We start from the raw sequence: 12,918 nt of genomic DNA, 5'->3' as shown, positions 1-12,918 counted from the left end.
CTACAAGCTGAACATTATTACACAATGTTAGTATACTTTTATCAAGTCTCTAACCTAGAATGATTAATAAATTGCTTTATTAGTAATTGGCCCATTAATTGATTCTCTAATTTTATATACTGGAATATTCTTTACGCATCTAATCCCCATTTCATTGTGTCGACAGAAAGGAATATCTTTTGCTCTAAAAGAAGGGAACATTAAGCCTGGATGAGAGAAGAATGATCCTCCTTTAAGAACGGCAAATGAGTTAACACTATTAAATGGTACATTCTCAAAAATAGGGTGGAAAGCTCTCTTTGTTTTAAGCTCACTTCTAGTCCACTCCCATGTTCCGCCGATCATACCGCATACTCCATAGGGACTTTCACCATTTTGCTCAAAAATATCACTTGTTAAATGATTTAATTCTTTATCAGCATGAGCTTTTAATAAATTTTCTCTCCAGCACTTTAAAGAAGTAATGGGTTCATTATAAAGACTTCCAGCATATTGAACCTTTGCAGGATCAAATTTATCTCCCCAAGGCCAGACATTACCCTTTTCGCCTCGAGCAGCTTTTTCCCATTGAAACTCGGTTGGCAATTCTTTCCCCTTATATCTTGCGTAAGCAAATGCATCATAAAAATCTATACCTGTAACGGGATGATTATCTAAATACCTATCATCCCAATATGTATTTCTTCTATGTTGTTTATTCTGCGGTTCATTAGGATGACAGAATATATGCCCATTTTCCTCTATGAACTCGGTAAAGATATCATAATCTTTATTTGTAACAGGATACTTATCGATAAAAAATGGAGGTAACCATACTTTTTGTCTAGGAACAGCATCTTTCCAATTAAATGTTTTGTCAGGAATTTCATTTTCATTTAAACCGAATTCAAAAAAGCCACCCGGAATTAAAATCATCCCATCTTCTTCTGTTTTTTCGAATTCCTCTATTAGACTTTGAGGAATTTTTTCTTCAAAGTCAAAGTTATTAGGAAGGATACCATTTTGATCAAAATAATTTTTTAGCATTACTAGCTCTTCATGTTTTTCAACACCGAATATATCTAATAATGTACTTAATACTTTTTGGGCCCCTAATCCCACAGGTTTTTTAGGGTAGCTTATACTCTCCCGGACATCATCAATGATCGAAGACAAATATGCTACAGATTCTTCAATTTTATGATTTGCACAGACATCCATAGCTTTAAAAGAAACTAAATCATCCGGATCCTGGGTTAGATTGATTATAGTTTCTACAGCAGAGAAATAAGGTACCCATTTTTCAACGAAATCAATTAATCTATACCTTATGTAAGTATTCGGATAAGCAATACACATCCCAAACACATTTTCAGCTGCTACAGGATGTTGAATTTTATTTAGTAGAGTCATAATTCTATTATCGATTAAACTCTTAAAATCATTTTTTTTATTTTCTGGAACAGAAGTAATAAGTTCTTCAACTTCAATTAATATTTCTATATCTTTATTGTAAATTGATTTATGATCTTGCATTAATAGAGTCAAATTACGATAACCTCCCGATTTGTTTGTTGAAATAAGGAATAGCATTAAATGCTATTCCCTAAGTGTTTACCATTTTTCATTAGTATAAAGAACCGGGCTAACAATCGATTTTCTCCAGTTTTTTCTTAATTTTCTCATGGTTTTCCCCCCTTTAATAAGATATGTGGTTCCCTAAATATTGATAGAATAGTCAGAGAACTTAAATAAACAATAACAATAAATAGAATAAAAGTAAATAGTTTACAAGGGAATTTTTCCTTTACTTTTGTTGTTTTAAGGTGTTTAAATATGTTTAAGCTCTTTACCGAGAAAAATTATTCCAAGGGAGGATACATATGAGTAAAGGTTATTATTCTATTTTATTTAGCCAGACCACTACAAATTTAGGTTTTTCTCTATATACTATGGTAGTGATTTCGTTTTTGTTTAAAATGACCAATTCGACAACCATCGCCTCTATGGTGACATTAATAAGTATTATTTTTCGTATTTTTGGAAGTGCTATATTACCGTTAATAACAATTCGATTAAAACTGCCTCTTACAATAATTATTTCTCAATTGATACAAATGCTGTTATTAATATGTTTGTTCTATGCTTTATTAAGAACTTACTCTAATCAAACTCTCATTTTAGTCTTTATTATTATTAGCTGTATTTCCTTTTTTAATGGATGGTTCTCACCTTTAAAAAGTGCAATTATAGGGGAAATAATCTCTCCTGATAAAAGAGTAAAAGCAAATGGATTATTATCTACAGTGGACCAAACTTTTCAATTTGTAGGCTGGTCTTTAGGTGGTCTCATAATTGCATTTTTAGGTGAGGGATATACCATTATACTTACTATCTTTTTGTTGTTTACATCTCTTCTTTCTCTTTTATTTTGTCTACCACATGGCCACGCTAATTCTGTCATACGTGAAAAAAATTCTCCCAATAAGAGTATAGTAAGTGGTTGGCGGTATTTATTTAGCCAAAAGAAACTTAGAACAATTATTATTATGGATTTAATTGAGTCATGGGCAGGAATGATTTGGATAGGATCTGTCTCTTTAGCTTTCGTTAACGAAGTCTTGTATAAAGGAGAATCATGGTGGGGATTTATTAATGGAGCATATTATTTAGGTTCGATGATAGGGGGATTTATAATATATAAGCTGTCGGAGAGATTTCAAAATAAGTTAATTAATTTTATGTTAATTGGTGCTGTCTCATATGGAAGTTTAACTTTAATATATGGTTTTATAAGTAATTCCTACTTAGCTCTAATTTTGGTTCTCTTTATGGGGCCGGCTTATATATTAAGAGATCTTACACAAGAAACACTTATTCAGAACATAACAACCGAGCAAACTCGAATTAATATAATGTCTGCAAGGTCTTCTTTAGTCCAGTTCATTTTTATGTTTTCAATTCTGGCTATAGGGGCTATTTCAGATTTCCTTGGAGTTCGTTTAGTTTATGTTTCAGCAGGTATTCTTTTATTAGTGTCCGCAATATATGGATTTTCTCAATTACAATTCAAAAAAAAGGTAAATAAACATATAAGCTTTTAATAAATATATAAAATTTAATTATGTTTTCGTTTGCTTTTTCGCGTGTTTAATTAATAAGTAAACATTACTTAATTGACCAAAAGAAAATGGTTGAGTGCCATCAATTATCTGTTTCGGAAAAACTCGTCATAAAAGGAAAAAATGAATAAATCTTTACTGATGTATAAAAATCGCATAGACTTTGCTATTGCAGATTGATGCGAAATCAAAATGTGAACGACTAAGCTCCCCCTCGCAGATGCTTGCAAGAATATGAAAAAGAATCGACATACACACTAGCCAATCTTAGCTAGGTGTACAGGAGCTCTTTTTCTGTTCTGTTTTCTAATAATGATAAATGACTAAAGAGAACTTTTAAAACAAAAGAGCTTGTAGAAAGCATAAGCTCATCTATAACCTTTTTTGTATACCAGCTTACCTTTTGTATTTCCTCTCCTGTCCATGTTACAGTGGTGTCAACCAAGTGATAGGAGGATGAAAATGACAGCATCTCAGCAGCAAATTCAATTAGCAAGACGTCCGCAAGGTATTCCTGTTCATGAAGACTTTCGCTTTGAAACCATTCCGGTTCCTGAACCCAAGCAAGGGGAAGTGCTTGTCAAAACGCTTTATGTATCGGTTGACCCTTATATGCGGGGACGTATGCAGGATACGAAGTCATATGTTGAACCGTTCGCCTTGGATGAAGCACTCTCTGGCGGGGTTATCGGTGAAGTTGTGTCTGACGGGAATCATCTGAAAAAAGGCGATATCGTCATCGGAAATCTCAGCTGGCAGGAATTTTCCGCTGTGAGCGAGTCTGCCTTGCGAAAAATTGATACAAGCCTTGCTCCCGCTTCGGCCTATCTCGGCATTTTGGGAATGACCGGCTTAACAGCATACTTCGGATTGCTGGACATCGGACGCCCGAAGGAAGGCGAAACCGTGGTTGTCTCCGGAGCTGCTGGAGCCGTCGGTTCAACAGTCGGGCAAATTGCCAAAATCAAAGGCGCGCGAGTTGTCGGTATCGCGGGTTCTGATGAAAAAATCGACTATTTAAAACAGGAGCTGCAGTTTGACGAAGCCATCAATTACAAAACAGCGGATGATATCCAAAAAGCGCTTCAAAACGCTTGTCCTGACGGTGTCGATGTGTATTTTGACAATGTCGGCGGACCGATTTCAGACGCGGTGATGAATCTGCTCAATGAATTTGCCCGCATTCCGGTGTGCGGCGCCATTTCTTCCTATAACGCAGAAAGCGAAGCAGATGACATGGGCCCTCGTGTCCAATCAAAACTCATTAAAACGAAGTCGCTGATGCAAGGCTTTATCGTAAGCGACTACTCCGATCGTTTTTCTGAGGGAGCAAAACAGCTGGCCGAATGGCTGAAGGCTGGTAAACTCCATTACGAGGAAACCATCACAGAAGGCTTCGAAAACATTCCTGACGCGTTTCTCGGCTTATTTAAGGGAGAAAATAAAGGGAAACAGCTGATCAAGGTCAGTGATCCGAGCTGAATGAAGATGAAAACGGGAGGGCTTTTTGCCCTCCTTTTGTGTTTAGATGAGATCAGCTGCGAAGAATCAGCGTAAGAAAACCATCTTCATCTGGTTCCGTATCTTCCAAAGTGAATCCTGCTGCTTGAAAGCAAGCCAAACTGATTCGATTGTCTTCTTCAATGCATGCCACCCATTCCCGCACGCTAGTAAAATCAGGCTCGGTCAGCAGTTTTTGCAATATCCGTTTTCCGTACCCTTGAAGCCGGCACACAGGATTGACGATCAATCCAATATACGTCCGCTCCTCCCCGAACTCAATCACGGCCATCCCTGCCGGCAGCTGTCCATCATATGCCATGATGACAGTATAGTGTTTATCTTTATTTACTCGTGCATACCACTCATCTAATGGCAGCATCCCATCCATTCTCCGTCTGGTATCCTCATTCTCAAACCAGCGTTCAAGAATTTTCAGCTCTGACTCCTTCACTGCTTGAAACCTGTCTATTGAAACCACCTTCCCACCCCCTGCGCGAAACTTTTTCTATTATTTTACAACAAAAAAAGGGCTTTTCGCCCTTCTTTTTATTTCGTCTTCAGTTTTCCGCCTGCATACACAGCTTCACTCAGCTCAACACCAAGCTTCTTCGCCATTTTTTTCAGCTTAGATTCCTCCAATTTTGTCACAAGGCTCAGCACGTTGCCTTCTTTTCCGGCCCGGCCTGTTCGTCCTGATCTGTGGACATAGCCATCTTCATCTGGAATATCAGCATGAATCACGTATGGCAGGTTTTCAATGTCTAAACCGCGTGCGGCAATGTCAGTCGCCAATAAAAGAGGAAACTCTCCGTCTTCGAATGCGGCAATGATTTTTGCCCGCTCCATTTTTTTCGCTTCACTGTGCAAAACGCCGAGTTCAACGTGGTGATATGCCAGTTTTTCCGCATATACACTCAGGTTGCCAATGTCTCTCACAAATACGAGTGCCTGCATGCCTTCAAGCCTTGACAGCTTTTGCAGCAGCTTCACTTTGTCGCGCTGGTCGCAAATCAGGTATTGATGCTTCACTTTCCCTGCCTCCGCCTTGCTTCGCTGTACCTTCAACACCTCAGGCTCTTGCGCCAATTCGCGGAGCACATCCTCTGTTTCCTTTTTAAGCGTGGCAGAGAAACATAGAAGCTGGCGGTCTCTTAATGTCGTTTTAATAATTTGTTTGATCGTCTCGCGATGCTCCGGCAGGATAAGCTGATCCGCTTCATCAAGTACAATCGTTTTCACTTCATGCATTTTGAGTTTCTTTGCTTTAATCAGTTCAAATACCCTGCCTGGCGTGCCGACTATGATATGCGGATGTTTCTTCAGCTTTTCGACCTGCTTCTTCACATTCGCCCCGCCGATTAAGGAAACCGCACGCAGCTCTGAGCCCGCTTTCCAATCCTGAATCACCTGAAAAATCTGCATGACCAGCTCACGGGAAGGCGCTAAAATCACCGCCTGCGGATGCTTTTGCTCTGGTTTGATCCGCTCCAAGACCGGCAGCGCATACGCCAGCGTCTTGCCTGTGCCTGTCGGCGATTCCGCGATGACATCCTTTCCGTCCATGATCAGCTGGGCTGCCTGCTCTTGAACAGGGGTTGGCGTTTGAAAGCCGGAAGCATTCCAATTCTCTTGTATAAATGATTGTGCATTATGTAAAAATGGCCAAGTTTGCGTCATTTTGTTCTCCTCAATTCCTGAAATCTATTCCATAGTATCTCAAAACCTCGCCCGGAACGCAATTTTTCTTTTTCTTTCCTATACCTTTCAACATTCCGAATCCTCCTTTATAATCAAAAGGGTGAATATTACACGCCGATTGTGCGTGTTTGATAACGATAGAGGTGTAAACATGAGTATTTTATCTGTAAAGGATTTAAGCCACGGCTTCGGGGACCGGGCCATTTTTAATAACGTTTCCTTCCGCCTGTTAAAAGGCGAGCACGTCGGCTTGATCGGCGCAAACGGTGAAGGAAAATCAACCTTCATGAATATTATTACCGGAAAGCTTGAACCTGATGAGGGAAAAGTCGAGTGGTCAAAAAACGTCCGTGTCGGCTATCTGGATCAGCATACCGTGCTGGAAAAAGGAAAATCCATTCGCGACGTCCTGAAAGACGCGTTCCATTATCTATTTGCGATGGAAGAGGAAATGAACGAGATTTACAACAAAATGGGCGAGGCTGATCCCGACGAGCTCGAGAAGCTGCTTGAAGAAGTCGGCGTCATTCAAGACGCGCTGACAAACAATGATTTTTATGTCATTGATTCCAAGGTGGAAGAAATCGCCCGCGGTCTCGGTTTGAGCGATATCGGTTTAGAGCGAGATGTCACCGATTTGAGCGGCGGACAGCGCACAAAGGTCCTTCTCGCTAAGCTGCTCCTTGAAAAGCCGGAAATTCTGCTTCTCGATGAGCCGACCAACTATCTTGATGAACAGCATATTGAATGGCTGAAACGCTACCTGCAGGAATACGAGAACGCGTTCATCCTGATTTCCCACGATATTCCGTTCTTGAATAGTGTCATCAACCTGATTTATCACGTTGAAAATCAAGAGCTGACACGCTATGTCGGCGACTACCATCAGTTTATGGAAGTCTACGAGGTGAAGAAACAGCAGCTTGAAGCGGCCTATAAAAAGCAGCAGCAGGAAGTCGCAGAGCTGAAAGATTTCGTCGCCCGCAACAAAGCGCGCGTCAGCACGAGAAACATGGCGATGTCCCGCCAAAAGAAACTCGATAAGATGGATATGATCGAGCTTGCGGCAGAAAAGCCAAAGCCGGAATTCCACTTCAAGCCGGCGAGAACGTCAGGCAAGCTGATTTTTGAAACGAAGGATCTCGTGATCGGTTACGATTCCCCGCTGTCCCGTCCGCTCAACCTCCGCATGGAGCGCGGCCAAAAAATTGCCCTTTACGGCGCGAATGGGATCGGAAAAACGACATTGCTGAAAAGTTTGCTTGGTGAAATCCAGCCGCTCGAAGGCTCTGTTGAACGCGGTGAGCACATCTATACCGGCTATTTCGAGCAGGAGGTCAAGGAAACAAACAACAATACGTGCATCGAAGAAGTATGGAGCGAATTCCCTTCTTATACGCAGTATGAAATCCGTGCCGCTCTGGCAAAATGCGGACTGACGACAAAGCATATCGAAAGCCGCGTCTCCGTATTAAGCGGAGGCGAAAAAGCGAAAGTCAGATTGTGCAAGCTAATCAACTCAGAAACAAACCTGCTGGTGCTCGATGAGCCGACAAACCACTTGGATGTCGATGCCAAGGAAGAGCTCAAACGCGCCCTCAAAGAATACAAAGGCTCCATTCTGCTCATTTCCCACGAGCCAGACTTTTATATGGATATCGTGACAGAAACATGGAACTGCGAGTCTTGGACGACGAAAGTGCTTTAATTTATAAAAAAACCCGCCTGCTAAAGGGCGGGTTTTTTACTGACATTTTTTCTGAACCATTCTCAAAAGCTCTCTGTCTTTTAAAATGAGCTGCAATGGAGATGTGAATTCATCAAGTGTCAGCTCTCTTTTGGCAGACAGCTCAAAATCCTCCTCATCTGCCCAAGCGGTAAACCACTCGGGCGAAAAGCTGTTTTTCATGACGCTGTGTATGTATTGATAGAGCGTTTCTAAACATTTCTGATCATATTCGTCGGTTTTGCCTTATCTATGGCAAACGTCCCCTCTACAGCATGAACCATCACTTGAAATGGCAATCGTAAATGAACGGACACATTCTCAGCTTCTGCAAGATAAATCCCAGCCGCATCAATGCCTGACCGAAGCGGATGCCAACGGAATTTAAAAAATCTCACTGAATGTCCTGGAAACAAACGAAAGAGCCATTTCACTATATAAGACTTACGGATTGGAAGCAGAAGAAATCTTAAAAAAGGAGAAATTGCTTTCTGACGGAAATCACTACAATACGGTAGTAATGGGGAGATTCCACGATTAAAAAAAGACACTGCATCTGTGCAGTGTCTTTCGTTATTAATGCCCCGCCTTAATTCCAGCAAGATGTTTACGTCCCATGAGAAGGACAAGCATGCCGACAAAAACGACGATTCCGCCTACTATATATGGTGTGCTTGCAGTAAAGTGTTCTGACAGCATTCCTGCAATCCACGGAGCGAGCGCGCCGCCGATGAAGCGGACTGAGCTGTAGGCTGAAGACGCGATTGAACGTTCAACCGGCGCAGAACCCATCACAGCGGTTGTCATAATCGTATTCACCATACCGAGGACAGCACCGGCGACAACGATACATGTAATAATCAAAGTCTGATGGTCTGTCCAGATCCCCATAATAACGAGAATGGCCGCAAAGGCGATAAAGAGAACGACGAGCGAACGCACTGTGCCCAGCGCTTTGTGCACGAGCGGCGCCGTAAAGACTGACGTAATCGCCAGCAGAAGGCCCCAGCCGAAGAAGACATATCCAAGACCGTGTTCATCTAAATCCAGAACGAACGGAGAATAAGCAAGCAAAATAAAAAATCCAAAGTTGTATAAGAATGCCGATACCGCCATTGTTAAAAGGCCTTTATATTTGAGGGCCTTCATCGCATCAAACACACCGACGCGTTTCGCCGGTTTCGGCAATTTCGGAAGCATGAAAGAAATCGCGATTAACGCAATAAACATCAGGACAGATACTCCGAAAAACGGTGCGCGCCATGAAATGCTTCCAAGCTCTCCGCCTGCAAGCGGCCCGACAGAAATCCCGAGACCGAGCGCAGCCTCATACAAAATAATCGCTTGGGCGCTTCCTCCGACTGATACACCAACGATGACCGCAAGCGCTGTTGAAATAAACAAAGCATTCCCTAATCCCCAGCCGCCGCGATAGCCGACTAACTGAGCGATTGAGCTTGAGCTGCCGCCAAGCCCCGCAAACACAATAATAAAAATAAGTCCGAGAATTAATGTCCATTTCGCGCCGATGCGGCTGGAAATGGCTCCTGAGAAAAACATCATAAATCCGGTTACAAGCAAATAACTTGTAAACAAGAGTGATACTTCACTAGGTGAAGCATGTAGTTGTGCGGCAATGGCCGGAAGAATTGGATCGACCAGCCCGATTCCCATAAAGGAAATCACACAGGCAAACGCGACAGCCCATACCGCTTTTGGCTGGCTGAGCAAACCCGTTTTCTGATTCACTTGTGTTGTCTTATCCATTTGACCTAACCTCCATCTTTATTCCATTAAAAGAAACGCTACAAAAATAGCGTTTAACAAACTTTTCATTCGATTGATTGAATGGCGCGTTCCGCTTTGCCTTTCATGCCTTGCAGGCGTTCTTTAAAGCTTTGGAATGTGCGGATTTTCTCATCAATCAAACTCAGCTGGTGATTCAGGGTTTCCTGAATTTCCTCCAGTTTTTCTTTCCGTTCCTTAGGATCCAGTGACAACAAATACCCCTCTTTGTTTAACTCTAGCTGGCGGCTGGTTTCCATGAAATGCTGAAGCTCCTGAAGGGAAAAACCGAGCACCTCTTTTGTGCTGATGACTTTCTCAAGCTCCTCCATATCATCCTCTGAATAAAGCCTTACGCCGCCGTCTGTCCGTTTCGGCGCCGGAATCAAGCCGATTTCTTCATAAAACCGGATGGTCCGCTTTGTCAGTCCGCTTCTTTTGGCCACTTGATCAATCTTCATCCATTCCAAGGTAAATCCCCCTTCGCCGTTTCTGTTACCATTATACACCTTTTGAACCTTAACGTAAACGTTAAGTTTTAAAAAACAATAAAAAAGACGAGTAGCATACAGCACCCGTCTTTCACTTTCCTGTTTAAGCTAAACTTCCCGCCACTGACAGAGACTCTTTTTGAAGGCTTTCAGAAAGCACTCGATACGCGATCACTTTCTTCTTGTACTGTTTCACGACGTCGATATGGTCGTCGTAGCGGTACACGAACAGCTTCACGTCTTTTTTTCCTTTTTTTGTATCTATCACCAGCGGCGTGCCGCCGTTTTCCGGATGTAAATAACGCTCTTCATCACCTGGATAGATATAATATTTTTCCAGGAAGACAGCTTCGTTAAATTGATCAATCACTTTCTGCTTCTCTGCACCCTCGAGGCGTTTTCCATCTAGAGAGAGACTCGCATTTTCGCCACTCAGCTTGGCGTGCACTTCAAATTTGCCGAGCAGCCATTCTATGACGCCTGTAGGAAGACAGGTTAATACGATTTTCACCAGACTCATGAGAATTAACATCACGATCGCCCATGTCATACTTCATCATCTCCGTTAGTTTTCCATGTGCCGCTGACACACAATTTTATCCTAACATAAGCAGGCCGGTTCGTTTTTGTCCATTATGTGAAAAAAAGCGCGGCCTGCTGCGGCCACGCTTTTTAGCTTTCCAGTTCTTCGATCATGAGGGACAATTCTGTCCAGCGGTCCATCGCAGCCTCAAGCTCTTCCGCCGTTTTCGCCTGCTCGGCCATCAGCTCTTGGATTTTGCCAAAATCACTGCCTGCTGCGGCGATGTCAGCTTCGAGCTGCTCATGCTTTTCTTCCAGCTGGGCAATTTTATCTTCGATGCCATCCCATTCCAGCTGGTCTTTGTAAGAAAGCTTTTTCCGTTTTTTCTTCGGCTCGGCTTCAGCCGGTTTTTCATCAGCTGCCGGTTTTGGGGCCGCTTTTTTCGCTTTTGACTCCTCCATATAGTCGCTGTAGGAGCCTTGAAAGCGGGAAATGACGCCATTTCCTTCAAATACAATCAAACGGTCGACGACGCGGTCAAGGAAATAGCGGTCATGGGATACGGTGATGACGACGCCAGGGAACTGGTCAATATAATCCTCAAGAACGCTTAATGTTTCAGTATCCAAGTCGTTCGTCGGCTCATCGAGAAACAGGACATTCGGCTCCTGCATGAGAACCTGAAGCAAGTATAAACGGCGTTTTTCCCCGCCGGACAGCTTGCGGATATACGTCTGCTGCATAGAACGTGGGAAGAGGAAACGCTCCAGCATTTGTTCAGCTGTAATGATATCGCCATCTGCCGTTTTTACGACCTCCGCCGTTTCTTTTATATAGTCAATGACCTTTAACTCACCGTTCATTTCACTATGATCCTGAGTATAGTAGCCGATTCTGACCGTCTGTCCGATCGTAATATCACCTCCGTCCGGCGTATGACGGCCGGCAAGGGCATTTAACAGCGTTGTTTTCCCGATGCCGTTCGGCCCGATGATCCCGATCCGTTCACCTGGTATGACAAGCTCATTAAAACGGTCGACGAGCATGCGGCCGTCATAAGCGATCATGACGTTCTCCGCTTCAATAACCTGTTTTCCGAGACGATGCGAGCCAATGGCAAAATCGAGTGAACCTGATGACTGAGGGCCTTTCTGCTGGTTAAGCGCCTCTACCCGGTCAATTCTCGCCTTTTGTTTTGTGGAGCGGGCTTTCGCTCCTCGTCTGAGCCAGGCCAGTTCGCGGCGCAGCAGGTTTTGCCGCTTCGTTTCCTTTTGCTCAGCCTGTGCTTCCCGTTCCGCGCGTTTTTCTAAAAACACTTCATAGTTGCCTTTGTACGTGTAGAGGCTGCCTCTTTCAAGCTCATAAATGCGGTTGGTGACACGGTTTAAGAAATATCTATCGTGCGTTACCAGCATGACGGCGCCGGGATATTGGCTTAAATACCCTTCAAGCCACTCAATCGTTTCATTATCCAAATGGTTTGTCGGCTCGTCCAAAATGAGCAGATCAGCGGGCTGAATTAAGTTTTTGGCAATGGCCACCCGTTTTTTCTGGCCGCCTGAGAGCTCATTGACCGGTTTTGTTACGTCGTTGACGCCCAGCTTAGACAATACGGTTTTTGCCAAAGTGTTTGCATCCCATGCGTTGTTCGCGTCCATTTTCGCCTGCGCTGCCAGCAGGTGTTTCTGGCGCTGTTCATTTTCGGGATTTTTCCCCAGTTCATACAGCGCTTTTTCATATTCACGCAAGGTTTTCATCACAGCCGATTCACCGGAATAGATATGCTCCAGCACTGTTTGCCCCGCAGGCAGCTCCGGGTCTTGATGAAGAAATTCGACATGCACGCTTCCGGATTTCGTGATTTCTCCTTCTTCGATAGATTCCAAGCCGGCAATCACTTTCAGCAGCGTTGATTTTCCTGTTCCGTTTGGCCCGATTAATCCGATTCTCTCATTCTCTTCAATATGAAAGGAAATATGGTCAAATAATGTTTTATCTCCGTATGTTTTATAAAGATTTTCCGCTTTTAATATGCTCATGGTTCCTATCAATCCTCACGTAAGTTCATGTGTACATTTTAAATCAGCCGCT

At 43.0% G+C, this 12,918-nt stretch carries 11 protein-coding genes and 2 pseudogenes; 4 read left to right on the top strand and 9 right to left on the bottom strand.

From position 1 onward, the window contains the following. Positions 1-63: 63 nt before the first annotated feature. Complete coding sequence (locus NYE53_RS04125; protein WP_339247425.1) at positions 64-1,527, bottom strand: formylglycine-generating enzyme family protein; 1,464 nt, start codon at positions 1,525-1,527, stop codon at positions 64-66. 335 nt (positions 1,528-1,862) lie between these two features. Here NYE53_RS04125 and NYE53_RS04120 point away from each other — a divergent pair, with 335 nt between their 5' ends. Beyond that, positions 1,863-3,083 carry an MFS transporter gene (locus NYE53_RS04120; RefSeq protein ID WP_339247422.1) on the top strand — a complete coding sequence of 407 codons (1,221 nt, stop codon included), beginning with the start codon at positions 1,863-1,865 and terminating at the stop codon, positions 3,081-3,083. Between the two features lie 480 nt (positions 3,084-3,563). After that, the gene (locus NYE53_RS04115) at positions 3,564-4,583 is read left to right on the top strand and encodes an NADP-dependent oxidoreductase (RefSeq protein WP_339247421.1); all 1,020 of its coding nucleotides are present in this window, start codon (positions 3,564-3,566) and stop codon (positions 4,581-4,583) included. A gap of 52 nt (positions 4,584-4,635) precedes the next feature. Here the strand turns inward: NYE53_RS04115 and NYE53_RS04110 are convergent, their stop codons facing one another. Together NYE53_RS04110 and NYE53_RS04105 are read right to left on the bottom strand one after the other, a co-directional pair. Continuing rightward, positions 4,636-5,082, bottom strand: coding sequence for an N-acetyltransferase family protein (locus NYE53_RS04110; protein WP_335450418.1), 447 nt, complete (start codon positions 5,080-5,082; stop codon positions 4,636-4,638). A 68-nt stretch (positions 5,083-5,150) separates the two neighbouring features. After that, entirely contained in the window at positions 5,151-6,281 is a 1,131-nt protein-coding gene (locus NYE53_RS04105; protein WP_339247420.1) for a DEAD/DEAH box helicase, read from the bottom strand. 172 nt (positions 6,282-6,453) lie between these two features. On the opposite strand from NYE53_RS04105, the gene NYE53_RS04100 reads away from it, so the two are divergent. Beyond that, positions 6,454-8,010 (top strand): ABC-F family ATP-binding cassette domain-containing protein, encoded by a 1,557-nt coding sequence (locus NYE53_RS04100; protein ID WP_339247418.1) that lies wholly within the window; start codon positions 6,454-6,456, stop codon positions 8,008-8,010. Between the two features lie 119 nt (positions 8,011-8,129). On the opposite strand, the pseudogene NYE53_RS04095 reads toward NYE53_RS04100, so the two are convergent. After that, positions 8,130-8,271: pseudogene (locus NYE53_RS04095) on the bottom strand (hypothetical protein); the annotation flags it as partial. Further along, a complete protein-coding gene (locus tag NYE53_RS04090; protein WP_339248592.1) occupies positions 8,241-8,426 on the bottom strand; it encodes a hypothetical protein in 186 nt (61 codons plus the stop codon). The gene NYE53_RS04090 and the pseudogene NYE53_RS04095, both read right to left, overlap by 31 nt. Between NYE53_RS04090 and NYE53_RS04085 the strand changes: the two are divergent. After that, positions 8,396-8,569 (top strand): annotated as a pseudogene (locus NYE53_RS04085) (GNAT family N-acetyltransferase); the annotation flags it as partial. The gene NYE53_RS04090 and the pseudogene NYE53_RS04085 sit on opposite strands and share 31 nt — an antisense overlap. Positions 8,570-8,604: 35 nt before the next feature. Here the strand turns inward: NYE53_RS04085 and NYE53_RS04080 are convergent. From NYE53_RS04080 to NYE53_RS04065, 4 genes are all read right to left on the bottom strand, one after another. After that, a complete protein-coding gene (locus tag NYE53_RS04080) occupies positions 8,605-9,795 on the bottom strand; it encodes an MFS transporter (RefSeq protein ID WP_076458612.1) in 1,191 nt (396 codons plus the stop codon). Between the two features lie 65 nt (positions 9,796-9,860). Continuing rightward, positions 9,861-10,283 (bottom strand): MerR family transcriptional regulator, encoded by a 423-nt coding sequence (locus tag NYE53_RS04075; protein ID WP_014479143.1) that lies wholly within the window; start codon positions 10,281-10,283, stop codon positions 9,861-9,863. A gap of 124 nt (positions 10,284-10,407) precedes the next feature. Next, entirely contained in the window at positions 10,408-10,854 is a 447-nt protein-coding gene (locus tag NYE53_RS04070) for a YfmQ family protein (RefSeq protein ID WP_106074008.1), read from the bottom strand. A 122-nt stretch (positions 10,855-10,976) separates the two neighbouring features. Then, the gene (locus tag NYE53_RS04065) at positions 10,977-12,866 is read right to left on the bottom strand and encodes an ABC-F family ATP-binding cassette domain-containing protein (protein WP_339247415.1); all 1,890 of its coding nucleotides are present in this window, start codon (positions 12,864-12,866) and stop codon (positions 10,977-10,979) included. Positions 12,867-12,918: the final 52 nt, after the last annotated feature.

The organism is Bacillus sp. FSL R5-0523 (assembly GCF_037975295.1).
Taxonomy (GTDB): domain Bacteria; phylum Bacillota; class Bacilli; order Bacillales; family Bacillaceae; genus Bacillus; species Bacillus subtilis.
This window is presented reverse-complemented; position numbering and strand designations above follow the sequence as displayed.

What these genes read in the sequence shown, in the direction of transcription:
- NYE53_RS04080 (WP_076458612.1), bottom strand. Translation starts at nt 9,795, where the DNA reads ATGGATAAGACAACACAAGTGAATCAGAAAACGGGTTTGCTCAGCCAG.
- NYE53_RS04100 (WP_339247418.1), top strand. Translation starts at nt 6,454, where the DNA reads ATGAGTATTTTATCTGTAAAGGATTTAAGCCACGGCTTCGGGGACCGG.
- NYE53_RS04065 (WP_339247415.1), bottom strand. Translation starts at nt 12,866, where the DNA reads ATGAGCATATTAAAAGCGGAAAATCTTTATAAAACATACGGAGATAAA.
- NYE53_RS04115 (WP_339247421.1), top strand. Translation starts at nt 3,564, where the DNA reads ATGACAGCATCTCAGCAGCAAATTCAATTAGCAAGACGTCCGCAAGGT.
- NYE53_RS04120 (WP_339247422.1), top strand. Translation starts at nt 1,863, where the DNA reads ATGAGTAAAGGTTATTATTCTATTTTATTTAGCCAGACCACTACAAAT.
- NYE53_RS04105 (WP_339247420.1), bottom strand. Translation starts at nt 6,281, where the DNA reads ATGACGCAAACTTGGCCATTTTTACATAATGCACAATCATTTATACAA.
- NYE53_RS04070 (WP_106074008.1), bottom strand. Translation starts at nt 10,854, where the DNA reads ATGACATGGGCGATCGTGATGTTAATTCTCATGAGTCTGGTGAAAATC.